General features: G+C 63.3%; 25 protein-coding genes. 7 read left to right on the top strand and 18 right to left on the bottom strand.

Annotated elements, in window-relative coordinates:
• The first annotated feature begins 217 nt into the window (after window positions 1-217).
• The gene (locus tag FQV27_RS16040; protein ID WP_186827331.1) at window positions 218-1,501 is read left to right on the top strand and encodes a lipopolysaccharide biosynthesis protein; all 1,284 of its coding nucleotides are present in this window, start codon (window positions 218-220) and stop codon (window positions 1,499-1,501) included.
• Here FQV27_RS16040 and FQV27_RS16035 read toward each other — a convergent pair.
• The 5 genes from FQV27_RS16035 to FQV27_RS16015 form a co-directional block, all read right to left on the bottom strand.
• The gene (locus FQV27_RS16035; protein ID WP_147100495.1) at window positions 1,498-2,376 is read right to left on the bottom strand and encodes an amidohydrolase family protein; all 879 of its coding nucleotides are present in this window, start codon (window positions 2,374-2,376) and stop codon (window positions 1,498-1,500) included. The genes FQV27_RS16040 and FQV27_RS16035 overlap by 4 nt on opposite strands.
• A 1-nt stretch (window position 2,377) precedes the next feature.
• Window positions 2,378-4,309 carry a TRAP transporter permease gene (locus tag FQV27_RS16030; RefSeq protein WP_147100493.1) on the bottom strand — a complete coding sequence of 644 codons (1,932 nt, stop codon included), beginning with the start codon at window positions 4,307-4,309 and terminating at the stop codon, window positions 2,378-2,380.
• A gap of 24 nt (window positions 4,310-4,333) precedes the next feature.
• Window positions 4,334-5,260: a TAXI family TRAP transporter solute-binding subunit gene (locus tag FQV27_RS16025; protein WP_147100491.1), complete on the bottom strand. Its 927-nt coding sequence runs from the start codon at window positions 5,258-5,260 to the stop codon at window positions 4,334-4,336.
• Between the two features lie 41 nt (window positions 5,261-5,301).
• Complete coding sequence (locus FQV27_RS16020) at window positions 5,302-5,946, bottom strand: TetR/AcrR family transcriptional regulator (protein ID WP_147100490.1); 645 nt, start codon at window positions 5,944-5,946, stop codon at window positions 5,302-5,304.
• Between the two features lie 75 nt (window positions 5,947-6,021).
• The gene (locus FQV27_RS16015) at window positions 6,022-6,489 is read right to left on the bottom strand and encodes an Lrp/AsnC family transcriptional regulator (protein WP_147100488.1); all 468 of its coding nucleotides are present in this window, start codon (window positions 6,487-6,489) and stop codon (window positions 6,022-6,024) included.
• Between the two features lie 113 nt (window positions 6,490-6,602).
• On the opposite strand from FQV27_RS16015, the gene FQV27_RS16010 reads away from it, so the two are divergent.
• Window positions 6,603-10,043 carry an indolepyruvate ferredoxin oxidoreductase family protein gene (locus tag FQV27_RS16010; protein ID WP_147100486.1) on the top strand — a complete coding sequence of 1,147 codons (3,441 nt, stop codon included), beginning with the start codon at window positions 6,603-6,605 and terminating at the stop codon, window positions 10,041-10,043.
• Between the two features lie 75 nt (window positions 10,044-10,118).
• Here FQV27_RS16010 and FQV27_RS16005 read toward each other — a convergent pair whose 3' ends face one another.
• The 5 genes from FQV27_RS16005 to FQV27_RS15985 form a co-directional block, all read right to left on the bottom strand.
• Complete coding sequence (locus FQV27_RS16005) at window positions 10,119-11,324, bottom strand: PP2C family protein-serine/threonine phosphatase (protein WP_246133134.1); 1,206 nt, start codon at window positions 11,322-11,324, stop codon at window positions 10,119-10,121.
• Window positions 11,325-11,686: 362 nt separating this feature from the next.
• A complete protein-coding gene (locus FQV27_RS16000; protein ID WP_147100482.1) occupies window positions 11,687-12,301 on the bottom strand; it encodes a VUT family protein in 615 nt (204 codons plus the stop codon).
• A 141-nt stretch (window positions 12,302-12,442) separates the two neighbouring features.
• Window positions 12,443-13,333, bottom strand: a complete 891-nt coding sequence (locus FQV27_RS15995; protein ID WP_147100480.1) for an esterase-like activity of phytase family protein — start codon at window positions 13,331-13,333, stop codon at window positions 12,443-12,445.
• Window positions 13,306-14,187, bottom strand: a complete 882-nt coding sequence (gene mepA, locus FQV27_RS15990; RefSeq protein WP_147100478.1) for a penicillin-insensitive murein endopeptidase — start codon at window positions 14,185-14,187, stop codon at window positions 13,306-13,308. Before mepA ends, FQV27_RS15995 begins: the two co-directional genes overlap by 28 nt.
• Window positions 14,184-15,539 carry an MFS transporter gene (locus FQV27_RS15985; protein WP_147100476.1) on the bottom strand — a complete coding sequence of 452 codons (1,356 nt, stop codon included), beginning with the start codon at window positions 15,537-15,539 and terminating at the stop codon, window positions 14,184-14,186. The genes mepA and FQV27_RS15985 overlap by 4 nt, the downstream gene beginning before the upstream one ends.
• 117 nt (window positions 15,540-15,656) lie before the next feature.
• Between FQV27_RS15985 and FQV27_RS15980 the strand changes: the two genes are divergently transcribed.
• Window positions 15,657-16,052, top strand: coding sequence for a GFA family protein (locus FQV27_RS15980; protein ID WP_147100474.1), 396 nt, complete (start codon window positions 15,657-15,659; stop codon window positions 16,050-16,052).
• Window positions 16,053-16,064: 12 nt separating this feature from the next.
• On the opposite strand, the gene FQV27_RS15975 is transcribed toward FQV27_RS15980, so the two are convergent.
• Window positions 16,065-16,625, bottom strand: a complete 561-nt coding sequence (locus FQV27_RS15975; protein WP_147100472.1) for an acyl-CoA thioesterase — start codon at window positions 16,623-16,625, stop codon at window positions 16,065-16,067.
• A gap of 125 nt (window positions 16,626-16,750) precedes the next feature.
• Between FQV27_RS15975 and asd the strand changes: the two genes are divergently transcribed.
• The 4 genes from asd (at window position 16,751) to FQV27_RS15955 (ending at window position 20,775) form a co-directional block, all read left to right on the top strand.
• Entirely contained in the window at window positions 16,751-17,899 is a 1,149-nt protein-coding gene (asd, locus tag FQV27_RS15970) for an aspartate-semialdehyde dehydrogenase (RefSeq protein WP_222611716.1), read from the top strand.
• A gap of 3 nt (window positions 17,900-17,902) precedes the next feature.
• On the top strand, window positions 17,903-18,196 hold the full coding sequence (locus FQV27_RS15965; RefSeq protein WP_147100469.1) for a YggT family protein: 294 nt from the start codon (window positions 17,903-17,905) through the stop codon (window positions 18,194-18,196).
• Window positions 18,196-20,226 carry a DNA helicase RecQ gene (gene recQ, locus FQV27_RS15960; protein WP_147100467.1) on the top strand — a complete coding sequence of 677 codons (2,031 nt, stop codon included), beginning with the start codon at window positions 18,196-18,198 and terminating at the stop codon, window positions 20,224-20,226. The genes FQV27_RS15965 and recQ overlap by 1 nt, the downstream gene beginning before the upstream one ends.
• A gap of 63 nt (window positions 20,227-20,289) precedes the next feature.
• Window positions 20,290-20,775 (top strand): peroxiredoxin, encoded by a 486-nt coding sequence (locus tag FQV27_RS15955; protein WP_147100465.1) that lies wholly within the window; start codon window positions 20,290-20,292, stop codon window positions 20,773-20,775.
• On the opposite strand, the gene FQV27_RS15950 is transcribed toward FQV27_RS15955, so the two are convergent.
• The 7 genes from FQV27_RS15950 to ruvC form a co-directional block, all read right to left on the bottom strand.
• A complete protein-coding gene (locus tag FQV27_RS15950) occupies window positions 20,772-21,179 on the bottom strand; it encodes a PaaI family thioesterase (protein ID WP_147100463.1) in 408 nt (135 codons plus the stop codon). The genes FQV27_RS15955 and FQV27_RS15950 overlap by 4 nt on opposite strands.
• A 24-nt stretch (window positions 21,180-21,203) precedes the next feature.
• Window positions 21,204-21,677 (bottom strand): DUF2214 domain-containing protein, encoded by a 474-nt coding sequence (locus tag FQV27_RS15945; RefSeq protein ID WP_222611715.1) that lies wholly within the window; start codon window positions 21,675-21,677, stop codon window positions 21,204-21,206.
• 2 nt (window positions 21,678-21,679) lie between these two features.
• The gene (locus tag FQV27_RS15940; RefSeq protein WP_147100461.1) at window positions 21,680-22,060 is read right to left on the bottom strand and encodes a DUF6152 family protein; all 381 of its coding nucleotides are present in this window, start codon (window positions 22,058-22,060) and stop codon (window positions 21,680-21,682) included.
• An 82-nt stretch (window positions 22,061-22,142) separates the two neighbouring features.
• Entirely contained in the window at window positions 22,143-23,174 is a 1,032-nt protein-coding gene (ruvB, locus tag FQV27_RS15935) for a Holliday junction branch migration DNA helicase RuvB (protein ID WP_147100459.1), read from the bottom strand.
• Window positions 23,161-24,006 carry a zinc metalloprotease HtpX gene (gene htpX / locus FQV27_RS15930; RefSeq protein WP_147100458.1) on the bottom strand — a complete coding sequence of 282 codons (846 nt, stop codon included), beginning with the start codon at window positions 24,004-24,006 and terminating at the stop codon, window positions 23,161-23,163. Before htpX ends, ruvB begins: the two co-directional genes overlap by 14 nt.
• A gap of 10 nt (window positions 24,007-24,016) precedes the next feature.
• Window positions 24,017-24,691 carry a Holliday junction branch migration protein RuvA gene (ruvA, locus tag FQV27_RS15925; protein ID WP_147100456.1) on the bottom strand — a complete coding sequence of 225 codons (675 nt, stop codon included), beginning with the start codon at window positions 24,689-24,691 and terminating at the stop codon, window positions 24,017-24,019.
• A complete protein-coding gene (ruvC, locus tag FQV27_RS15920; RefSeq protein WP_147100454.1) occupies window positions 24,688-25,182 on the bottom strand; it encodes a crossover junction endodeoxyribonuclease RuvC in 495 nt (164 codons plus the stop codon). Before ruvC ends, ruvA begins: the two co-directional genes overlap by 4 nt.
• Window positions 25,183-25,237 lie beyond the last annotated feature (55 nt).

Here is a 25,237-nt window from a genome sequence, read left to right as displayed (position 1 = left end):
TCCATTTCGACAGGTGAACCGGAAAATATCCCGTCGAGTCGATCGCGAATTCAGGACCTCCTAGGCTTACGTATTGAAAAATAGACGAATATTCTGCTTTATACTATAGCGACATAGGACTATTTGACGGTAGCTTGTTGTTACGCGTATCGGACGTTACCCCGAAATGGCCAATTCTGTCGAAGCTCAACCCAAAGCGCGATCGTTTCGCGCGCGCATGTCGCGCAACCTGTCCTGGACCTTTGGCAGCCAGCTTTTCATTTCTGTGGCGGCGGTAGCCACGCTATTCATCACCGCGCGCGCATTGGGGCCGACGAATCTGGGGATTCTCGCCCTTGTCGAAGCCTTTGTGCGCATTGTCGACCTGATCGTGCGGCTTGAGCCGTGGCAGGCCGTCATAAAATACGCGATAGGTGCGCAGGACCGGCGCGACGCACCCGCCTTCCTTCGACTGATAAAGCTGTCGATCCTGATCGACGCATTTGGCGGCATCCTGTCCGGACTGACATGTATCATCCTTGCCAGCTTCATCGCCCCGATGATCGGCCTGTCGGATGAAAGCGGCGCGCAGTACATCTGGTTTGTCGCCTTCGGACTGTTCTTCTCGTACCGCTCGACAGCCACGGCCATCTTGCGCATCTTCGACCGCTTCGACCTGCTGGCGCGGATCGACATGATAACGGCGCTGATCCGGCTTGCCCTGACCGTCATCGCCTGGGCCAGCGGGCTTGGCATATGGGCGTTTCTTGCGCTGCTTCTGGCGCAAAGCCTTATGGACGGGCTGGTCGCCTTCTTCTGCGCGCTGAAGGAACTGCACCGCCACGGATATCACGGGGTGCGCGCGGCCTCGGGCCTTCAGGCGCTGCGCGAGAATCCGGGCTTCCTGCGCTTTCTCTGGAACTCGAATTTCAACGTGATCCTGCGCCAGTCGGCAAATCGTTTCGATATCCTTGTTCTTGGCGCGATGATGAACCCGGCGGCTGTCGGCATCTATCAGCTTGGGAAGCGCGTCATGAACCGCGTTACCAAGCTGGCAGGGCCGATCCGGCAAACCATCTATCCCGAGCTTGCCCGGCTTTGGGAACAGGGAAAGATCGCGCAGTTCAACCGGGTTGTGCTGATCGTCTCAGTCTCGATCCTGATGATGCAGCTGGTCGTCGCACTGCCGATCATGCTGAACATGGAATGGGTGATCGAGCGGCTGTTCGGCAATGCTTATGCGGGTGCGGGTCCGGTCATGAACATCCTGCTCGGCTCCTCGATCATCTTCGCGTCGGGCGTGGCGCTGAACCCGGCGCTGCTGTCGATGGGCAAAGACCGGATTCTGGTGCGCGTCACCGTGATCTCGACCGTGCTGTTCGCGGCGTCCTTCCTGCCATTCGTCCATCTCTGGGGGGTCGAGGGCGCCGCATTCAGCAACCTCGTCTTCAACCTCAGCTGGACGATCGGCTGCATGCTCGCCTTCCGCCGGGTCCGCGCCAAAAGCGGCACCCCGTCCTAGGGGGCCTGTTCGGGCCAGTAAAGCCGGGTCGGATTGTCGACCAGAAGCTTGTGCAGATGTTCCGCAGACGGCGCGATCCGGGCCAGAAGGTTCACAAGCGCCCCGTCATCCGGCATGTCCTTCCTGATATTGGGATGCGGCCAGTCCGTGCCCCACAGCACCCGGTCCGGGAAGCGCGTCACCAGATCGCGGGCGAAGGGCACCGCGTCGCGATAGGGCGGGCCCTCGCGGGTCAGACGCTCTGCGCCGGACACCTTCACCCAGAAGCGCTCATCATCCATCAGCTCCAGCAGCATCCGCCATGCCGGCTGATCCATCCCCTTACCCATATCGACGCGCCCCATATGGTCGATCACCATCGTCACGGGCAGGGCTTTCAGCATCGGGGCAAGCGTTTCCAGCCGGTCGGCTTCGAAATGCACGACAGCGTGCCAGCCCAGCGGGGCAATACGCTCTGCAAGGGCCTGCACAGTCTCAATATCGGCGTCCTTGCCCAGATGCGTGACAAAGTTGAAGCGGATGCCGCGCACGCCAGCCGCATCGAGGCGGCGCAGCTCTGCATCGGTCACATCGCGACCAACCATAGCGACGCCCCTGCATGTGCCGTTCGACTTCTCGATGGCATCCAGCATGGCAGAGTTGTCCGTCCCGTGGCAGCTTGCCTGCACCAGCACGGTCCGGTCCAGCCCAAGCAGCTCGTGCAGCTTTTCCAGCGTCTCCCACGGACCATCGACGGGGGTATAGGTCCTGCCCGGCGCAAAGGGAAAGCGCGCGGCGGGGCCGAAGACATGACAATGCGCGTCGCAGGCACCCTTTGGCAGCGTGATATCCGGGGCCGAGGGGTTGGGGTGGAAGGGCAAATTCTCGGCTGTCATCTCAGCGCTCCGTCTGACGGGGTGGGGCAGATGACGCGCGGCGCAGCAGAACAGCCAGCCCGGCCAATCCTGCAAGCCGCGCGATCAGGGTCACGGTATCGGTCGCCGTCACGTCGGTGGGCCACAGCACCAACATGGCGCAGACGGCCAGCAGCAGACGCTCTCCCATTCGCAGGGGGCGCCACAGCCAGCCTGCGAAGGCAACCGTCAGCGCCGACAATCCGGCAAGGGAAAGCAGCATGGACAGCACGATCTGCGCGCCGCTGCCCAGCATCAGCAGGCCCGGCATCGTCACGAACAGAAACGGCACCAGCAGCTTGACGAAACCCAGCCGGATCGCCTCGACCGCGGTTGCATTGGCATCAGCACCAGAGATCGAGGCCGCCGCATAGGCAGCCAGCGCGACCGGCGGCGTGATCGCCGAGACGAGGCCGAAATAGAAGATGAACATATGCGAAACGATGGGTGGCAAGCCAAGCTGGGTCAGCGCGGGCGCGATCAGCACCGCAAGCAGCAGATATGCCGCCGAAGTCGGCAGACCCATTCCCAAAATGAAGGACACGAAGGCCGTCAGAAGCAGGATCACCCAGATATTCTGGCCGCCGACATCAAGGATCAGCCCCGACAGCATCAACCCAAGCCCGGTCAGGTTCAGCACTCCGATGACCACGCCCGCCGCAGCGACGGCCGCGACAATGGGCATGACGGAAACGAGCGTATCGCGGCAGACCTGTATCAACCCCAGCACACCGATCCGCGTATCCGCCCGAAAGACCGAGACGATCAGCCCGGCGACCAGGCTCAGCACGGCGGCGCGCGTCGGGGTGTAGCCGGCGAACATGAATCCGATCAGTGCCAGCAGCGGTATCAGTAGATAGCCGCGACGCAGCACGGTGTCGCGCAGCAGCGCAAAACCCGCGCTCGGGTCGCGTTCCAGCCCAAGGCGACCGGCCTCCAGCCACACGGCAAGCATCAACGCGACAACATAAAGCAGCCCCGGAACCAGTGCCGCCAGCGCAATCTGGCCGTAGGGCACGCCGATGATTTCTGCCATCAGGAAGGCGGCGGCCCCCATGACCGGCGGCAGGATCTGCCCGGCCGACGATGCCGCTGCCTCGATCGCGCCAGCCAGCGTCGCGGTGTATCCGGTGCGCTTCATAAGCGGAATGGTGAAGGTGCCGGTCGTGACCACATTCGCCACCGCACTGCCATTGATCGTGCCGAGCAGGGTCGATGACAGCGCCGCCGACATCCCCGGCCCGCCCCGCATCCGACCCGTCAGGCCGCGTGCCATATCGACGAAGACCTCTCCGGTCCCGATCTTCATCAGCAACCCGCCAAGCAGCGAGAACAGAAAGATATATTCGACCGCGACACCCATCGGCACCCCGTATACCCCTTCCGTCGATAGCATCAGGGTCGAGGTGAGCCGCCGCAGGTCATAGCCCGAATGCCCGTATTGGCCGGGGATCAGATAGCCGAACCACGCATAGCCGAGCGCCACGACAACCATGATGACCAGCGGCCAGCCGACCGTGAAGCGGACAAGCGCGATCAGCGCCAGCATCAGCCCGACGAATATCCACAGATCCGCCGGTCGCGACATCGCGCCGCGCATCACGATATCCATATAGCTGGCGTGGATATGAAAGCCCGGAATCAGCACAATGGCCGCCAGCGCATAAAAGATCACCCGCTGCCAAAGCGGCCCGCGACGCAGGCCAATCGCCGCAAGCCCAGCCGAGGCGACGAGCGAGAAGAACTCTGCCCGAAGAATCAGCGCCGTGATAAGCCCGAAATACGCGCCATAGATCACCAGCGCGGTGATCGCGATTGCCAGCCCCGCGAACCAGACCGAGACGACGAAGCGCTCGGTCGGGTTATGCTCACGCTCCGGGGTAAGGCCAATGGCCTCCATCAACTTGTCGAACATCGCGCCCACCCCCGGCATGGTTGCTTATTTGCTGTCGAAATAGGCCTGTGCGCCGGGATGCAGCGGTATCGGCGTATTCGGCCCCGTTTCCAGCGTGATCGCGGTCGCTTGCGGATGAACCTGCGCAAGTTCTGCCAGATTGTCGAATATCGCGCCGGTCAGCGCCTGCACCTGCGCCGGATCTGCATTCTCGGCGACCAGCAGCGTCGCGGGATCATTGATCGCGACGACCGGTCCGGTCTGGTCGGTATAGGTGCCGGCGGGGATTTCGTAAGGCTGATAATAGGGATAATCCGCGAACAGCTTTTCGACCTTTGCCGGGTCCAGCGACAGCAGGACCATGTCGTCCTGCGCGTCCAGATCAATCAGAGCGGCGGTCGGCGCGCCAGCCAGAACGACAGCGGCATCAACCTGGCCATTCGTCAGCGCGGTCACGCCTTCCGTGTAGGACAGGAACTGCGCATTGCCTGCATCGAACACGCCATATGCCTCCAGCAGTCGCTGTGCCAGAACTGCCGAATTGGAACCGGGCGGGCCCAGATTGACGCGCTTGCCTGCCAGATCCTCTAACGATGCGATGCCAGTGCCGCCCGTGGTCGCGATCTGCAGCACTGCCGGGTAAAGATAGGCCATTCCCGCGACGCTCTGCGGCTCGCCGTCAAATGGACCCTGCCCGTTCTTCGCCTCGAACAGGGTGGAGGATGACGAAAGCCCCATGGTCAGCTGCCCCTCGGCCACGCGACGCACATTCTCGACCGAGGCGCCCGTCACTTCGGCCCGCGCGGTATAGCCGTCCAGATGCTTGTTTATCATATCGGCGATGCCCGCGCCGATGATGTAGAACAGGCCCCCCGTCCCGCCTGTGCCAATGGATACGCGTTCCTGCGCCGCAGCGGGCAGCGCAATCCCTGTCGCAATCAAGGCTGCCGTGATTGTGGTTCTTATCTTCATCTTTTCCTCCTCCGTTGTGTTTTTGATCGCCAGAGGCGCTGTCAGGGCGACAGCGCGATCAGGCTGGCATGCGTGGCCGAGACGAGCTGGCCGATTGCCGTTTCGTTGTCATCTGCCGTGATCTGGCCCTTCGACAGACGCCCGATCCGCTCTGGGTTGATAAGCGTGTAATAGAGCGCGCCCAGCAGGAAATGTGCCCGCCAGACGATGTCGCCGCGCGAAGCGCCCGGCAGGCATTCGCTGATTGCGTCAATGAATTGGCTGGTCGTCTGATCGAAAGCCTGGGCAATGATGCGCTGTGCCTCGGGGTCACCTTCCGCCGACAGAAGCGCCCGCATCCGTGTGAACCTCGTGCCCCCGCCCATGAGGTCGCTGGACGACGTGAACGCCGGCAGAAGATAGGCGCGCAGGATCGCAGTCAGACGGTCCGCCCGGTCGGGGATGCGCCGCGCCTCGCCAAGAAGCTCGATCCGGCGGGCGTTCATCGGGCGGGTATGGCGATCATAAATCGCAGCGAGAATGCCGATCTTGTCGCCATGATGATAGGTGACGTTGGACACCACGACCCCTGCCTGACGTGCAATTTCCCGCAGCGACACGGCAGAAAAGCCGCGTTCGGAAAACAGCGCCTCGGCAACGTCGAGAATCTGCAAGCTCGTATCGGCTTTCAGGGCGGCATTGCGCATCGATCGGTCCTCCTGATGAGTGCGTATCACAATTTAGAACAGTTGTTCAAGTTTTTAATACGATGCGCCCATCGTTCAGACCGGAACGACGATCCGGCGCTTCATGTCTTCCAGCACCACATTGGTCTGCGCACTTTCGATCGCGGGAAGGCGAAACAGGAAGTCGTCCAGGAAGCGGCGATAGGCGGCCATATCGGCGCACAATACCCGAAGGTGGTAATCATATTGCCCCGTCGTCGCGAAGCACTCGACCACCTCGGCGCGGGACGAAAGCTCTGACATCACCCGCTGGACAGCACCGCGATCATGCCGCGAAAGGCGAACGTGAACGATGGCATGAAAGCCAAGCCCGGCGCGGTCGGCATCGACAATCGCCGAATATCCGGCAATGACGCCCGCCTCCTCCAGCAGCCGCACGCGGCGCCAACAGGCAGAGGCAGACATCCCGACCTTGTCGGCCAGCTGCGCATTCGACATGCGGCAATCGTGCTGAAGTGCGCGGATGATCGCCCGGTCAGCCGACGTGATCTCAATATCGGTCATGATTCCTCATCTATTCGGTAGATTATTCCGATTATCTTCGCATTACCGCGTAATTTTGACCAGATTTACCAGATGAACTGACCTATCCTGATCTCATCACAGGAGGAGCCGCCATGCTGGATCAGTCGAATCCGCAAAGCTACGCATTAGAGGATCGCTACGACGCAAAGACCGGGCGGGTTTTTCTGACAGGCACCCAGGCCCTTGTGCGTATCCTCATGGATCAGGCCCGCAGGGACCGCGAGGGTGGCCTGAATACGGCCGGCTTCGTTTCCGGCTATCGCGGGTCGCCCCTTGGCGGCGTGGATCAGGAGCTTTGGCGCGCGAAAAAGCGCCTTGCCGAGGAAGACATCACCTTTCTTCCGGCCGTGAACGAGGATCTTGGCGCGACGGCTGTTCTGGGATCTCAACAGGCGATCCTGGACCCCGACGCGCGGGTCGAGGGCGTGTTTGCGATGTGGTATGGCAAAGGACCGGGCGTCGATCGCTCCGGCGATGCGCTGCGCCACGGCAATGCCTACGGTTCGTCGCCGAAAGGAGGCGTGCTGGTCGTGGCGGGGGACGATCACGGCTGCGTTTCCTCGTCGATGCCGCATCAGTCGGACGTGGCCTTCATGACCTGGTTCATGCCGGTGCTGAACCCGGCTTCGGTTGCCGAATATCTTTCGTTTGGAGAGTACGGCTTTGCGCTGTCACGTTTTTCGGGCACGTGGGTCGGGTTCAAGGCGATTTCCGAAACAGTCGAATCCGGCGCCTCGGTCGAACTGCCAGCCGACCGCGAATTCACGATCCCGCAATTCGATCCGCCGCCGGGCGGGCTGCATATCCGCCCCGCCGACCTGCCAAGCCCAGAGATCGAGACACGCCTGACCCACAAGCTGCGCGCGGTCGAAGCCTTTGTCGAAGCCAACCCCATCGACCGGCGCATCTATGACATCAAGGATGCGAGCTATGGCATCGTCACGACGGGAAAGGGCCATCTTGACCTGATGGAGGCGCTGCGCCTGCTTGGGCTGGACGAAGACGCCTGCCGCCGCCTTGGCATCGACATTTACAAGGTCGGCATGGTCTGGCCGCTGGCACGGCGCGATGCGCTGCGTTTCATGCGCCACAAGGCCGAGGTGCTGGTGGTCGAGGAAAAGCGCGGCATCATCGAAAGCCAGTTCAAGGAACATTTCTACGACTGGCCCGGCGACAAGCCGCAGGCGATGGTCGGCAAGCACGACGAAACCGGCGCGAACCTGATCCCTTTCTCGGGCGAGCTGTCGCCGCGCCTGCTTGCCCCGATCATCGCCGACCGCCTGCACCGCCATTTCCCTGCCGAGAATTTTCCGGCACGGGCCGCGGCACTCGCGCAGGTGCCGGATCTGACGATGAATGTCGCGGGGGCAACGCGGACGCCCTATTTCTGCTCGGGCTGCCCGCACAACACCTCGACCAAGCTTCCCGATGGCAGCATGGCGGCTTCCGGGATCGGCTGTCACGTGATGGCAAGCTGGATGGACCGCAATACCGTCGGCTACGCGCAGATGGGCGGCGAAGGCGTGCCGTGGATCGCGCGGCAGGCCTATAACGGCGGCAAGCACATTTTCCAGAACCTTGGCGAGGGGACGTGGTATCACTCTGGCTCGCTGGCGATCCGGCAATCGGTCGCTGCGCAGGCAAATATAACCTACAAGATCCTGTATAACGACGCTGTCGCGATGACAGGCGGGCAGCCCGTCGATGGCCCGGTCAGTGCCGCAGCCATCGCCCAGACCTGCCGCGCCGAAGGCGTCGGGCGCATTGCGGTGGTCAGCGACACGCCGGAAAAGTTCGACCGCGCCGAATTTCCCGACGCCACCACATTCGATCACCGCGATCGCCTGGATATTGTGCAACGCGAATTGCGCGACATTCCGGGCGTCACGGTGCTGATCTATGAACAGACCTGCGCGACTGAGAAGCGGCGCCGGCGCAAGCGCGGGTTGATGGAGGACCCGGCAAAGGCCGTCGTCATCAACGAACGTGTCTGCGAAGGCTGCGGCGACTGTTCTGTCGCGTCGAACTGCCTGTCTGTCGAGCCGGTCGAGACGCCATTCGGCCGCAAGCGGCGGATCAACCAGAACAGTTGCAACAAGGATTTCTCCTGCCTTGGTGGTTTCTGCCCCAGCTTCGTGACCATCGAAGGGGCGTCGCGCAAAAAGCCCAGATCGGCCGATCTGGATATGGACGCACTGATGTCCGGCATCGAATTGCCCGACCTGCCGGAGCTGCGCCAGCCTTACGATCTGCTTGTCGGCGGCGTCGGCGGAACGGGCGTTGTCACAGTGGGCGCGCTTATCACAATGGCGGCACATCTGGAGGGCAAGGGATCAAGCGTGCTGGATTTCACCGGCTTCGCGCAGAAATTCGGCACCGTTCTGGGATACGTCCGCCTTGCCTCGCACCCGGACGAAATCAACCAGTTGCGGATCGAAAATGGCGCGGCCGATGCAATGATCGGCTGCGATATCGTGGTTGCCTCGGCCCCGAAAGCCTCGGCGCTTTACAGGCCCGGCACGCGCGCTGTCCTGAACCTGGCAGAAATGCCGACTGGCGATCTGGTGCTGAACCGCGATGCCGATCTGCGCGTCGACGCGCGGCTTGGCGCAATCAGCAAGGCGGTCGGGGCCGGCAATGTGATGGCGCTGGATGCGAACCGGGTTTCCCAGAAGCTTCTTGGCGACAGCGTGTTCGCGAACGTGCTGCTGCTCGGCTATGCGTGGCAGGCGGGGCTGGTGCCGGTCGGACTTGATGCGCTTTATCAGGCGATCCGCCTCAACGGCACCGCAATCGAGGCCAATCGGCGCGCTTTCGATCTTGGTCGTGTGCTGGCCGCAGCACCCGATCGCCTGCCCCTGACCGAACCGCCCGCCGCCACCGAGACGTCGGCCAGCCTTCTGGATCGGTTTTCCGCCGAGCTGACCGAATATCAGAATGCCGCCTATGCCGCGCAGTTCCGTGAGGTGATCGGCAACTTCGCAACCGCACTGCCCGAGTTGCCTCCGGCGAAGCGTGAGGCATTGCTGGCCACAGCGGCGCGCGCGCTGTTCAGGTTGATGGCATATAAGGATGAATACGAAGTCGCGCGACTGCTTAGCTCGCAAGCGTTCCGCGAGCGCTTGGCAGGGGATTTTGAAGGCGGAAGAATGGTCTATAATCTCGCCCCGCCCTTCCTGCCGGCGCGTCGGGACACGCGCGGGCGCCCGGTAAAGCGCCGCTTCGGGCCGTGGCTGACACCATTCCTTCGCGTTCTCGCCCGTGGCAAAGCCCTGCGGGGCACGGCTTTCGATCCGTTCGGGCTGCTCGCCGAGCGGCGCGAGGAACGGGAGCTGATCGACTGGTACAAGGGCGTTCTGAAGGCGCTTCCGGCGCGGATCAGCGCCGCTGAGGTCAACACAGCGCTGAAAATCCTGGCCGCGCCGACGGAAATGCGTGGTTATGGCCCAGTGAAACAGGCAGCGATCGCCCGCAATCGCGCCGCAGCTGAGGAGGCGCTGGACGGTCTTGCCGCCAACCTTGCCGCAGCATGAGACGAGAAGCTGAGGCGTGGCCGCGACGCCGTCCGCCAAGGTTGTCCTCTGCAATGCTGGCGCTGCTCAGGGGCGTCAGGGTGCCGCTTTACGCTCGATCAGCAGGGCAGAGATGTCGTCTTCCTGCTGACCACCGCTGAAGCGCAGGACCGACCAGACCATTGCCTCCATCAGACCCAGGCCTTCGCTCATCCGGTTGGTCTGCATGATCGCGGACAGCCCATCCGTGCCCAGCATCTGGCCCGATGGATTGGTCGCATCCCAGATACCGTCCGAGGCAATGACAAGCTTGTCGCCGGGGTTGAGCGTCAGGGTGATCTCTTCGTATCGCGCATTTTCGATCACGCCGATCGGGAAGCCGCCATTTCCGACAAGCTCGACCTCGCCGCTCGCGCGCTGCACCATCGGGTGGGGGTGGCCGGCCTGAACCAGCCTGACCTCGCCGCTTTGCTGGTCGATTACCGCATAAACCATGGTGAAATACGTATCCACGCGCAGATCGGACAGCATCTGGTGGTTTAGATATCGCGCCAGAACTGCGGGAGGCCGCGAATCGTAAAGGCCGTATTCGTCGATGAACAACGCCGCGTTCTGATCGAGCGATGCCGAAAGCTGCGTCGCAAGCCGCGCCGTCATCAGCGCCGCCGCCACGCCGTGACCAGAAACGTCTATGGCAAAAACGCCGAAACGCTGTGCATTGATTGCGAAACTTCCGGTCAGATCGCCCCCGACATGGCCCGCCGGACGCAGCAGGTTGGACACGCTGAAATCACCGAATTGCGTATGCCGTTCGCCAATCAGCCCCTGCTGAAGTCGCCGGGCTTCGTTCAGGTCGCGATCCATCGCGACCTGCGCCTTGCGCAGCGCCTCCAGCGTTTCGGTCAGGCGTGCATTGACCTTGCGTGATTCGTCCTGAAGCAGGAGTATACGTTCGCCGGCACGCAATCGCGCCAGAAGCTCTGCCGCAGAGGTCGGCTTGGTCAGGAAATCGTCCGCGCCACTTTCCAGGCCGAAGGCAATATCGGCGGGCTGATCCTTCGACGACAGCAGGATGAAATAGACATATCCGTCGGTCGCCCCGTTGCGCAGTTTCTGACACAGTTCCGGCCCCGTCATCCCGGCCATGACCCAATCTGACAGGACCACATCCGGGCGGCGCGATGTGCAGAAGGCAAGCGCATCGTCGCCGTTCGTCGCCTCGTTCACCTCGTATCCGGCGCGGGTCAGATGAATGCGAAGCATGGCACGCTGCGCACGGCTTTCATCGACCACAAGCACCATCCTTCGGCGCGCAACCGAAGTCGAGGCAGGTCTGGAAGGGCGAATCCCTGTGGGCATGCGCATGGATTAGCGCAAATTACCTAAGCTTCGGTGAATCGGCGCTCAGGCATCGTCAGGATCGGGAAAAATAGAACGGGCCGCGCCATCCGGCAGCGGCCCGCGAGATCTACGGAGATGGTCCGGTTAGGGATCGAAGATCCGTCCGTCCCAGTCAGGGTTCTGAACCCAAAGGTCTGCCCCTAGGCCGCGGCCCCCCTGACTGTCCCAATACCTCTCTCCAATATCACTCTCGACACTGGACCACCTCCTTTCAATATGTTGCCACGTAAGGAAAGGGTGCCACAGCTTGTGGATAAGTCAACTCAAATTACAGGGCGTGGACGCAAGATATTGCGGACAATGAGACGGAAGGGCACCAGTGCCAGCAAAGCGAGCAACATCTTCATCAGCCAATCCGCCGTGCCAAGCGACGCCCAAAGCGGCGCGTCTGGGCCAAATCCCAGCAGGGGCAGGTGCTCATTCGCCCATGACACATCGTCAGACGGGTCAATGAAGCTGAACCGCGCAGCGAACGCGACCGAGAAGAACAGCGCCGTATCCAGCGCCGATCCGAAGAACGAGGACAGCAGCGGCGCTTTCCACCAGCCGCCATTGTTGCGCAGCGCGTTGAACACCGTGATGTCGAGAAGCTGCGCAAGAAGGAACGCCGCGCCAGAGGCAATCGCGATTCGCAGCGTCGTCTTGTCCATCCCCGCTGCAATCAGAGAGCAGAGCACCCCGACGACGAAGCCTGCCAGCACGATACGACGCGCGGCAGCCGGGCCGTACACGCGGTTCATGACGTCGGTGACGAGAAAGGCGAAGGGATAGGTGATCGCACCCCAGGTCAGCCACGCGCCAAGGTGGTACTGAACCAGTATATTCGAGGCCACGACAATGATGGTCATGGCGACAACGCCGGGAAGGAAGCGGGTCATATACAGTTTCCGTTTTACAAGGTGGCGGAACAACTCGGCCCGCGGTTGCGGACGTTGGCCGCATAGGGCGTGCGCGCGCCACTTGTCAACAGGGTTTACCCACGGCGCAGCTGCTGCGGCACCTTCGGCATCAGGCAGGGATCACTCTGAAACGCGGTATTCGACAAGTTCCGTCCGCTGCACAGGAAGAAAGTTGTCATCGGATATCATTGTGATGCGCATTCCAAGGGCATCCTCCCAGACCGCCAGCCCTTCCAGATTGTCATATTGCAGCGTGCCCGATGTCAGAAGCGTTTCGCCGCCGCTGACACCCCCGTCGTTCAGCACGAACCGCCGCACGCGCGAGCGGAAGCCAAGAATGCCGCGAAAATTGCGTTCCAGAAGATACAGGCGCCCGTCGGGGCCGATATCGGCACCCACCGCCTGCCAGCCCGGATCGGCAGGGATGGTGAAGGGCTGATCCCATTTGCCGTCGTGAAAGCGCCAGACCGGGAAATCCCCGCCCTCCGGCGCATATTCCGGCAGCGTCAGCAGGTCGCCCGCCGCGTCGATGGCAAGCGCCTCGAATCCCTCATTCGTTTGCAGCGCGCGCCATTCCGGCGGCACCGGCACCCGGCGCGCGGGGCGGTCGAAATCGTCATAGCGCGCGATGCGGTTAAGCCCCTCGAAGCTGACCCAGGCCACACCGTCCCGGCCTATGGCAAGGCCTTCGCTGTCGCCAAGACGGCCGGGTTTCAGCGGCTGTCCCTCGCTGTCCTGCAACTGCGCGCGGCCCGACATGGACAGCCCGCGGATGCGACCGGCATTGTCGCGTTCGACATTGCCCCAGCGGACCCACGCGCGGTCCGAAAGGACGTGAAAGCCTGCGCCGTCATCGCTGATCTCTATGCCCGAAAACCCGCCGAAATCTGCATCGGGCAAGGACCAGACATAGCTGCCCACATATTCGACCCGCGCGGCCCCGGAAACAGAGCCAGAGCAGGCGGAAACGAGGACAGCAGCGATCAGCGCGCGGTAGCGACGGCCTGACATTGCCTCGGCATCTCGCTCAGCCGGAAGCTGCGGGGGTGGCGGTAATTCGGGTTCGACGTGCCTTTCGGACGGCTGGAGGGATTGGCACGGTAGGCGATCTCTTGCCGGGCCGCGCCGCAGCCATTGTCGTTGCCCGACAGCGCGGCGACAGGCGCGGCCGGGTTGCTGCATCCGCCGCTGCCGGCGGGGCAGTTCAGGCGGACATGGAAGTGGTAATCGTGGTTCGGTGTCGGGCGCAGCTTCTGAAGCCATGCACCCCGGTCGCGATTGGCATCGCACATCGCGACCTTGATCGCGGCATCAAGAAAAATGCGGTCGACGCGCGGGTCCATCGCCGCCGACTGGATCAGCGCACCGTGAATACCGCTCCAGTTGCCGTTAACGCCCAGACCGTTCTTCGCCACCACCGAGATGGAAGAAATGTTTTCGCGCTGCGCCGGCGACAGGTTCAGGCTGGACGGCGGCAGCATCCAGATATCGGCGTCCAGACCAAGCTGGTGGCTCGCATGACCCGACACCATCGGCCCGCCGCGCGGCTGGCTCATATCGCCGACATACAGGCCGCGCCAGCCGAGCTTTCGCGCCGCCTCGGAAAGACCAATGACAAAGCCGACCATTTCGGGATGGGCCCAGTTGCGATTGCGCGACAGGCGCATCGCCTGCCATGTCGGCCCGCTTTCGGGAAGCTGCGCAGCACCCGAAACGCAGCCCTTGCTGTAACTGCCGATGGCTGCGGGCCGTCCGCCGGTCGGGCCGGGCTCGCTTCCGAAGACGTCCTTTGCCAGCGGGTCGGCGGCCGCGGGCGCGGCCAGCCCCGCCACGGCGGCGATGGTCAGAATGAATTTGCGGATCACTGCTCTGTCTCTCCGTTCTTGTTGACCCATCTTAGCAGCAAGATCGCCAGAAGGAACATCACGATCAACGGAGAGATGCCTATTCGCTGGCTGCCGCTGAAATCGGTCATGCGCGCGATCAGGAATGGCGCGAGGAACGCCGTGGCCTTGCCCGACAGCGCATAAAGACCGAACACCTCTGTCGCGCGCTCCTCCGAGGTGTGGCGCACGGTCAGCGTGCGCGACGCCGCCTGCATCGCCCCGCCCGCCCCGCCGATCAGGACACCGCACAGGAAAAAGATCGCATCGGGCAGTTTCGATCCGGGCGGCAAGGGCATGCCGAACAGCGATTCGCGGCTCATCCCGACAATGATGAGACAGACGGCAATGAGCATCAGGATAGAGGCGAGGATAACCGGCTTCGGCCCCCAGCGACGGTCCGCCTTGCCGCCAAGCCAGGAAATGATCGCGGCTGCAATACCGCTGACGATACCGAAGATTCCGGACAGGATCACGGGCCAGCCCAGCACGGTCCCCGCGTAAACGCCGCCAAAGCCGTAAAGCGCATTCAGCGCATCCCGCGACAACATCGAGGAAATGAGCCAGTTCGCCAGACTGCTGCGCCGTCGCAGGCTGCGGATCGTGGACCAGAGATCGCGCATCGCAACGCCAAGCCGCAACGGCTTGCGCTGACCCGCAGGCTCTTTCACCCAGAAGAAGAAGGGCAGCATGAAGACGATATACCACAGCGCCGTGAAGGGGCCGACAAACCGCGTGCCCTCGCGCATTGCCGGATCAAGTCCGAAAAGCGGCTTCAGCCCCAGCAGGGTGCGACCATTCGCGCCCTCGGCAAAGAACAGAAGCATGATCGCCAGCGCTACCAGACCGCCAACATAACCGAACGCGAAGCCAGATCCGGAAAGCCGCCCGATCTCGTCACGCGGGGCAAGGCCGGGCAACAGCGCGTTGGTAAAGATTGTGGTGAATTCCAGCCCGATCATGCCAAGGCCGAAAAAGGCGATCGCCGTAATCAGCCTTGGATCGGTCGGTGTCAGCCACCACAGGCCCGCGGCGCCGACGACAAGAACCCCCGAAAAGAACCAGACCCAGGGCAAGCGCCGCCCGGTCGTATCCGCGATCGCGCCAAGCACCGGCGCGAGAATGGCGATGATCGCCCCGCTGATCGCCAGCCCGTCGCCCCACATGCTTTGCGCATGCGCACCGGCCTGCGCGGCATCCATCCCGCGCGCGATGAACGCGCTTTTTGCGACTTCTGCGTAATAGATCGAGAAAATAAAGCTGACGAGCAGGGTGTGATAAGGTTGGCTCGCCCAGTCGAAGAACCACCAGCCCCAGATGCGTTTGCGGTTCAAGTGGCCTCCTACCCCATTGCTTAGGCGAGATAAGTCCCATCCGCCCGGTCTTGGCAACCTTCTTTTCACATCCGTCCCGGTGTTCTAGTCTTCTGGCTGCACAAGAGGGGATGGAGCATGCTGACTGGAAGCTGCCATTGTGGCCGCCTGAACTGGCGTTTCGACGGAGCACCGCATGAAGCCACGATATGCAATTGCAGCGTCTGCCGCCGATACGGCGTCATCTGGATCTACGGCTATGAAGCGGATGGTGTCTCGGTGACGGGTGACAGCCGCATATACAAGACCGACCGTGCGCGTCTGGAATTTCACTTCTGCCCGGATTGCGGCTGCATCACCGCGTGGCGCATGGCCGAAGCGACAGCGGATGGGCGGCGCAGAATGGCCGTCAACCTGCGCCTGACCGAGGACCAGGACGTGATCCGCACGATCCCCCTCGGGCGCTATGACGGCCTTCACGAAACCGGAGAGATGAAGCGCGACGGGCGCATGGTCGCCGATCTCATGCCCTGATCGGTGGGGCCTTCAGGCGTTGACGGCTTCTTGCGCGTCCGGCTGCAGGATCGGCGGCCAGGGGCGCGTGCTGTCTGCCTCGATCCACGCGTTAACCCAGTCGGGCAGGTCGGGCTGTTCACCCTGATAACCCATTGCCTCGATCGCCCTTGCAGGCGGCACCATACCGGCCTTGCTGGTGATCGCCCCACGCAACAGCATGTGATTGCAGCATTCGCCCTTTCGCCACATCGACTGTTCCATATAGATGAAACGCTCGTCCCAGCCGATCATCCGCGTGACCATCGTGAAACGGTCAAAGCCCCGGACCCTGCGACGATAGCGGGTCGAGTTTCCGGCGACGGTTATGCCCCAGCCCTCGCGCCGCATCGTATCGACCAGCCCGGTCCGCGCCGCCATCGGGATGCGGCCAAGATCGTAAAGCGTCAGCGTGCGCCCGTTATTCAGTTCGATCCACGGGTCCAGATCCCACGGCCAGCAGATATGGGTCGAGATGTGGCTGTCCAGCGGCCCCAGTTTGGGCGCGTTGCGAAACTTCAGCATTTCCTTGACGAAACGGATCAGCGGATACATGGGCGACCTCCTGTTGATGCGGGGGTAACAGTGCCGTGGCCGGTGTCAACGCGGACGCTACGCAACCTTGCACGAAGGGCCTTCCTGCCTTAGTGCAGTGCAGGAATTTGCGCGGAGTGGAAGCGATGGCGATGAATGGGACGCCGCGCGTCGGCCTGATCGGCTGGCGGGGCATGGTGGGCTCGGTCCTGATGGACCGGATGGAGGCCGAGGGCGACTTCGACCATATCGAGCCTGTTTTCTTCTCGACTTCCAACGCCGGCGGCAAGGCCCCGAATGGCGACCAGCCGCTGGCGGACGCTTACGACCTTGACGCGCTGAAATCCTGCGAGGGGATCATCACCTGTCAGGGTGGGGATTACACGTCTGAAATCTATCAGAAACTGCGCGAGACGGGCTGGAATGGCCACTGGATCGACGCGGCATCGACGCTGCGCATGTCGAATGACGCGCTGATCGTGCTGGACCCGGTGAACCGCCCGCAGATCGACGACGCCATCGCTGCTGGCAACCGCAACTGGGTCGGCGGCAACTGCACGGTGTCGTGCATGCTGATGGGCGTCGGCGCGTTGTATAAGGCCGGGCTGGTCGAATGGATGTCGACGCAGACCTATCAGGCGGCATCCGGCGGCGGTGCCAAGCATATGCGCGAGCTGCTGACGCAATATGGCACCCTGAATGCCGAGGTGCGCGACCTGCTGGACGATCCGAAATCGGCCATTCTGGAAATCGACCGCAAGGTGCTGGCGCGCCAGCAAGCGATGCTGGGAACGGACGAATCGGCCCAGTTCGGCGCGGTTCTGGGCGGCAGCCTGATCCCCTGGATCGACAAGGATCTGGGCAACGGCATGTCCAAGGAAGAATGGAAGGGCATGGCCGAGACGAACAAGATCCTCGGCCTTGGTCCCGACGCGCTTGGCGGGTCGAACGAGCCGGCGATCCCGGTCGATGGCTTCTGCATCCGCATCGGCGCGATGCGCTGCCATTCGCAGGCCCTGACCTTCAAGCTAAACGGCGACGTGCCCGTGGACGAGATCGAGGCGATGATCGCCGAAGATAACCCCTGGGCGAAGGTTGTCCCGAACGAGAAAGAGGCCTCGATGCGCGACCTGACGCCGGTTGCGGTGACGGGCACGCTTAATATCCCGGTCGGGCGCATCCGCAAGCTGGCCATGGGGCCGGAATATGTCGGTGCCTTCACCGTTGGCGACCAGCTTCTGTGGGGCGCGGCCGAACCGCTGCGCCGTATCCTGCGCATCCTGATCGAGGCCTGATCCATGACGACCCTTTTCCAAGCCATCATGATCATCCTTGATGTGATCTGGTTCCTGATGATCGCGCATATCATCATGTCCTGGCTGATAAACTTTCAGGTTCTGAACCTGCGCCAGCCGCTGATCGCGCAGCTTTGGGACGGGCTGAACCGGATTCTGGAACCGATCTATGCCCCGATACGGCGAGTGCTGCCCTATGCAGGCGGCATAGACCTTGCGCCTCTGGTCGTCTTTATCCTGCTGCTGATCGTCCGGCAGGCACTGATCAACAATGCAGGCTTCTTCCTGGGCTATTGATGCCTGCGGACCTTCTTCGCGAGGTCTGGGGCTTCGACGGATTCCGCCCCGGACAGCTTGAAATCGTCGAGGCGGTGGCCGCTGGCCGCGACGTGCTGGCGATCATGCCGACGGGCGGCGGCAAATCGCTGTGCTATCAACTTCCGGCGCTGATGCGGGACGGGGTGACTGTTGTTATCTCGCCTTTGATCGCCCTGATGCGCGATCAGGTGCGCGCTTTGCGCGAGGCGGGCGTGGCGGCGGGTGCGCTGACCTCGGGCAATACCGAGGCGGAGACTGACGAGATCTTCGCCGCTTTGCGTGAAGGTACGCTGAAGATACTTTATATGGCACCGGAACGGCTCGCCTCTGGCGGCACGCTCCCGCTTCTGCGTCGCGCGGGCGTCACCGCAATTGCCGTGGACGAGGCCCATTGCGTCAGCCAATGGGGCCATGACTTCCGCCCCGATTATCTGCGCATTGGCGAACTGAAGCGCGCGCTTGGCGTCCCGCTTTCAGCCTTTACCGCCACCGCCGATCAGGAAACCCGCGCCGAAATCGTCACCCGCCTTTTCGCCGGGCAAGAGCCTGTCACCTTCCTGCGCGGCTTCGATCGTCCGAACATCCATCTGGCATTTCAGCCCAAGGACAGCCCACGCCGCCAGATCATGGAATTCGTCGCCGCGCGCCCCGGCCAGCCGGGGATCGTCTATTGCGGAAGCCGCGCAAAGACAGAAAGCCTCGCCGCCGCGCTGAACGCAGCCGGCCACGCGGCGCTGCATTACCACGGCGGCATGGACCCCGATGCCCGGCGCGAGGCAGAGGCGCGGTTTCAGCGCGAGGACGGGTTGATCGTCGCCGCGACCGTGGCGTTCGGAATGGGCATCGACAAGCCCGACATTCGCTGGGTGGCCCATGCCGATCTGCCCAAATCCATCGAGGCGTATTATCAGGAAATCGGGCGCGCCGGACGCGACGGGTTGCCCGCAGAAACACTGACGCTTTACGGACCGGACGACATCAGGATGCGCCGCGCGCAAGTGGATGAGGGGCCGGCCGACAACGACCGCAAGGACGCCGACCACGCCCGGCTGAATGCGCTGCTGGGTCTGGCCGAAGCGACTTCGTGCCGCCGCGTCAAGCTGCTGGGTTATTTCGGGGACGAGGCCGCCCCCTGCGGCAATTGCGATCTGTGCGACTCGCCGCCCAGCACCTTCGACGCGACAAAGGCGGTGCAGATGGCGCTGTCGGCAATGCTGCGTTCGGGCGAATGGTTCGGTGCCGGCCATATCATCGACATTCTGACCGGAAACGAGACTGACAAGATCCGCGAACGCGGCCATGATCGCCTGCCCACATTCGGCGTCGGCAAAGACTGGTCGAAACCGCAATGGCAGGCGATCATCCGCCAGATGATGGGCCGCGACCTGTGCCGTCCTGACCCGGCACGCCACGGCGCGCTGCATATCACCGGCGACGCGCATCCGATCCTTCGCGGCGAAATCAGCGTCACCTTGCGCGAGGACAGCATAAGGCGCGCCAAGCCCGCCTTTGTCCCGAAGATGCAGGTGGCCGAGGAGGACGCACCGCTGTTTTCGGCCCTCAAGGCCAAGCGCCGGGCGCTTGCCGAAGCGCAGCGCGTCCCCGCCTATGTCATCTTCCCCGACCGCACGCTTCAGGAAATGGCCGAGCGGCGGCCGCAGACGCTGGACGAAATGGCAAGGATCAACGGCGTCGGCGCCAAGAAGCTGGACAGCTACGGCGACGCATTTCTGTCAGTCATTGCGGGCGAAACCCTGCCCATGCACCCGGCGCGCCGCGCCCTTGCCGGACGCGAGGCGGGGCCGCTGTTCGATCGCCTTGCCGAAACGCAGATGCGCCTTGCCCGGGGCGAGGACGGGACCGAAAAGCCGCTCAGCTGTTCGACCAGTCAGCTGAAGCGCATCGCCGAACAGCGGCCCGCCAGCCTTGATGCGCTGTCGCGTCTGCTGGACGATGCGCGCCTGAACCGTTTCGGCGACGCCTTTCTCAGCGAGATCGCGATCGGCTGACCCCTTTGCCCCTGCCGTTTCAATCCGCTAGGCTCCGCGCAGCCAAACAGAAGGAAACGCATCATGGCACTTGGTGAAGGTGACAAACTGCCCTCGGGCAAGCTGCTGCAAATGACAGAGAACGGCCCGGCAGCGGTCGATCTGGCCGACTACCAGACCGGCCGCGTCGCGATTTTCGCGCTGCCCGGTGCCTATACCGGCACCTGTTCGACCCAGCACGTGCCCAGCTTCATTCGCACAGCCGACCAGTTCCGCGGCAAGGGCGTTGACCGGATCGTTTGCATCAGCGTCAACGATCCCTTCGTGATGGGCGCATGGGCGACGGATACCGGGGCCGACAAGGCGGGGCTGACATTCCTGTCCGACGCCGATGGTGCGTTCACGAAGGCGATGGGCATGAATTTCGACGCGCCGCCCGCCGGGCTGCTTGGCCGTTCAAAGCGTTACGCGATGCTGGTCGAAGACGGCACGATCACCGCATTTCAGGCCGAGGAATCGCCCGGCCAGTGCAGCGTCTCGGGTGGCGAATCGCTGCTGGAACGCGCCTAAACCGGGATCATCGTGCCTTGCAGCATGGCCACATGCTTGCGGGCACCGCCCATTTCCGCAAACACATCCGCGGCGACCACCACGATACGGCGGCCGGCGCGGACGACACGTCCTTCGGCGATCAGCCGGTCACCGATGGCGGGCGACATCAGGTTGATCTTCATCTCGACCGTCATCACCTCGGCACCCTCGGGCATGACCGTCAGCGCCGAATAGCCTGCCGCTGAATCACCGATGGAAAATGCCAGCCCGGCATGACCTGCGCCCTGTTGCTGCAAACTTGTCGGCAGGATCGGCGCCGTAATCACGACCTGGCCCGACGCCACGCTGTCTATCGTCGCGCCCAGGGTCTGCATCATCGTCTGTTTGCTGAAGCTGTCGCGAATGCGTTCGTCGATGCTCATGCGCCTCTCCACCATTGGTTTGGGTCAAAGAAAGCCGATCATCCGCCCGGCGACAAGCGCCGCCAGCCACGCAGACAGGGACACCGCGCCACCAATGCGCAGCCCCGTAACGATCCGCCCGCCGGAAATCGCCCGCCTCCAGCCGTCGCTGAAATGAACCACAGCGACGTTCACAAGCGCGATCATGATCAGAAACATCTTCCACCGCAGCGCCGGATTCGCCAGATATTCCGCCGGTCTGACAGAGATCAGCGCTAGCCCCGTCAGCACCGCGATCATAACCCCTGCCGCCGCGACATGGCTGAGGAAGGGTCCGATCACGACAAGCGAAGGCCCGCGCAGCACGCCGATCAGCCGCAGGTCCAGCGGGATGACCGCACCAAGGATCAGGCACACCCCAAGGATATGCGCGGCGTTTACCAGTGCGTAAAGTGTCGCTGATCGTGCCAGAAGCGAAGATGACGGCAGCGCCGAAAGCAGGTCCGCCAGCGCCTGCAAAATCAGCTTTCCGGTATCCGTTCCGGATAGAAGGTATAGTCGCGCCCATCCAGCCGGATGCGGACCGCCTTCATCAGCGTCTCGTCCTGATCCTGCGACTGGTTGCCAAGGACGTGGACCTCGTCGCCGGCGCTTGCCACGCCTTCGATGAAACCGGCGCGTTCGGTGCGGCCCGGATTGCCAAGCTGGACCGTCCACATCTTGCCGTCCGCAGTCTCGACCTGAAGCACCGGATGCGGCGGGGTGATCGCGACGCTGCGGATGGTCCCGGTCAGTTCGGTCAATTCGCCTTCGGCCCAGCCCCAGCCGTGATGCGCAAGGGCAGGCAAGGAAAGCGCCAGCGTGGCGGCGGTCACAGCAAGCAAGCGTCGTAGCGGGTTCATGGCGACTCCTCCGGCTTTGACGGTCAGACTAGTGCCTTTCCGCAGCGGTCCGGAAACTTTCGGTTCACAGTTGGTTGAACGCCTACTCCTCGAACAGCGCGGCCTGCTGCGGGCCCTTGGGCGCGTCCAGCCCGAGATGTCGCCACCCCTTCGCCGCCAGCATCCGCCCCCGAGGCGTCCGTGCGATCAGCCCCTGCTGCAACAGATAGGGCTCGATCACCTCCTCGATCGCATCGCGGCTTTCCGACAAGGCTGCGGAAATCGTCTCGACCCCGACGGGGCCGCCGCCGTAATTCTCGGCGATCAGGCCCAGATAGCGGCGGTCGGCACCGTCGAGACCAAGGTCGTCCACGCCAAGCCGGGTCAGCGCGTTATCGGCGACCGTGCGCGAGATCCGGCCATCGCCCTCGACCAAGGCGAAATCGGCGACGCGGCGCAGCAGGCGGCCCGCGATCCGGGGCGTGCCGCGTGCGCGACGCGCGATCTCTCGGGTGCCGTCCGGGTCAGCCTCGTATCCCATCAGCCGCGCGCCGCGCCGGACGATCTGATCAAGTTCATCGACCGTATAGAATTGCAGGCGCGTCGGGATGCCGAAGCGGTCGCGCAATGGCGTGGTCAGCAGGCCAAGCCGGGTCGTGGCGCCGACCAGCGTGAATGGCTGAAGCTCGATCCGCACCGTTCGCGCCGCCGGTCCTTCGCCGATCATCAGGTCCAGCTCGAAATCCTCCATCGCGGGATAAAGCACCTCCTCGACGGCGGGGTTCATGCGGTGAATTTCGTCGATGAACAGGACGTCGCGCGCTTCAAGGTTGGTCAGGATCGCCGCCAGATCGCCGGCGCGCGCCAGAACCGGACCAGAGGTCATCTTGAAATTCACGCCAAGCTCGCGCGCCATGATCTGCGCCAGCGTCGTCTTGCCCAGACCCGGAGGGCCGTGAAAAAGGGTATGGTCCATCGCCTCGGCCCGCCGGCGGGCGCTTTCGATGAACACCGCGAGGTTCGCGCGCGCTTCGGCCTGACCAACGAATTCCGACAGCGCCTGCGGGCGCAAGGCGCGGCCGGTCTCATCCTCGGGCATCGGTTCAGGGCGAAGCGTCGGATCAGGGATGGCCATTCACGTTCAATCTGTTCAGGGCCTCGATGCGCGATTCGGTCGAGGGGTGGGTGCGAAACAGGCTGTCCATGCGCAGCGCGCCAAGCGGGTTGATGATGAACATGGATGCCGAAGCCGGGTTGCGTTCGGCCGGCACGTTCACCACCTGACCCGCCGCCGCCGAAATCTTGCGAAGCGCGCTCGACAGCCCCTGCGTCTGGCCCGCGATCTCGGCCCCAAGCGCATCGGCGCGATATTCCCGCGTGCGCGAGATTGCCATCTGCACCAGCCCCGCCGCGACGGGGGCAAGGATCATCGCCAGAAGCCCGCCCAGCATCCCGCCACGGCCTTCCCGACCGCCGGTGAACAGCGCCATGTTGCCCAGCATCGCAATCGCCCCGGCGAGCGTGGCCGCAATGGTCATGGTCAGCGTGTCGCGGTTGCGGATATGGGCCAGCTCATGCGCGATCACGCCGGCCAGTTCGTCGCGGTTCAGCGTGCGCAGAAGTCCCTGCGTGACCGCGACGGCGGCATTATCGGGATTGCGCCCTGTGGCGAAGGCGTTCGGCTGATCGGATTGCATCACATAGACCGCAGGCATCGGCAGATTGGCGCGCTTAGCCAGTGCGGCGACCATCTGCACCAGTTCCGGCGCGCTTTGTTCATCGACGCGGACCGCGCCGTTCTGACGCAGCAGCGCCTTGTCACTGTTCCACCAGGCCCAGATATTGCCGACACCCGCGAAGATCAGCGCGATAATCATCCCACCGGTCCCGCCGATCAGCCAGCCAAGCGCCATGAGCAGCGCGGTCAGCGCAGCCATAAGCGTGAATGTGCGAAGCGTGCTGGACATGATGACCTCCCTATTCCTTCGGCGCCAGCGAGCGAAGCGCCATGCGGATCAACGCGGGCATCGCAGCATCGGGTTCCGCTGCGGCAGCGCGCGCAACCGCCGATGCGGCCTCTGACGGATTATATCCAAGGTTGGTCAGGGCGGACAGGGCTTCGGACTGTGCCGCTGCCGCAGACGGCGCGGGCTGTGTCGCAGGGGCGGGTTTCACTGGTGTCGCAGGCGCTTCGGTTTCGATGACCGGGGTGCCGGCATCCACGGTCAGCGCACCACCCATCGCCATGACGGACGGCGCCTTGTCCTTCAGTTCCAGAACCACGCGCTGCGCCAGCTTCGGCCCGACGCCCGGCGCCTTGCGAACGGCCGACCAGTCGCCAAGCGCGATTGCCCGGCCAAGCCCGTCTGCCCCCAAGGTTCCCAGCACCGCCAGCGAGGCTTTCGCCCCGATCCCCTGAACCGAGGTCAGCAGCTTGTGCCATTCCTTTTCCAGCAGCGTCGGAAAGCCGAAAAGCTGCAACAGATCCTCGCGCACCAGCAGATCGGTATAAAGCGCGGCCGCCTGACCGACGGGGGGCAGGCTGGCGGCGGTCCGCTCGCTGACATGAACAATATAGCCGACGCCGCGCACGTCGATCATGACGTGATCGGAGGCCCGGTGCAGGATCACCCCTGCAATCCGCCCGATCATGCCCGCACCTTGATGCGGATGCTGCGCGATTGCAGGTGATGGGCGTGGCAGATCGCGATGGCGAGCGCGTCGGCAGCGTCGGCACTTTCGAAGACCACGCCGGGCAATTGATGCCGGACCATGTGCTGAACCTGCTCTTTGCCGGCATGACCGACCCCGACCACGGCCTTTTTCACTGCATTCGGGGCATATTCGCCGATTTCCAGCCCCGCCTCTGCCGGGGCCAGCAGGGCGATGCCGCGCGCTTGCCCAAGCTTCAGCGTGCCGACCGCGTCCTTGTTGACGAAGGTCTGTTCCACCGCCGCCGCCGAAGGCGCATGGGCGATGATGACAGCGCATAGCCCGCGATAAAGTCGCAGCAGGCGGTCGCCAAGCTCTCCCTTATCCGAATGCACGACACCGTTCGCGATGTGACGCAGGCGCGGACCGTCAAGTTCGATCACCCCCCAGCCCATATTCTGCAAACCGGGGTCAATGCCCAATACTCTCATGCCCTGCCCTCATTTGTTTTCAGCAGGCTAGCACGAAACGCGAACATCGGGGAAG

It is taken from the genome of Paracoccus aurantiacus (assembly GCF_007993065.1).
Classification (GTDB): domain Bacteria; phylum Pseudomonadota; class Alphaproteobacteria; order Rhodobacterales; family Rhodobacteraceae; genus Paracoccus; species Paracoccus aurantiacus.
The sequence above is the reverse complement of the archived record's forward strand: the minus strand, read 5'-3'. Positions and strand labels throughout refer to the sequence as shown.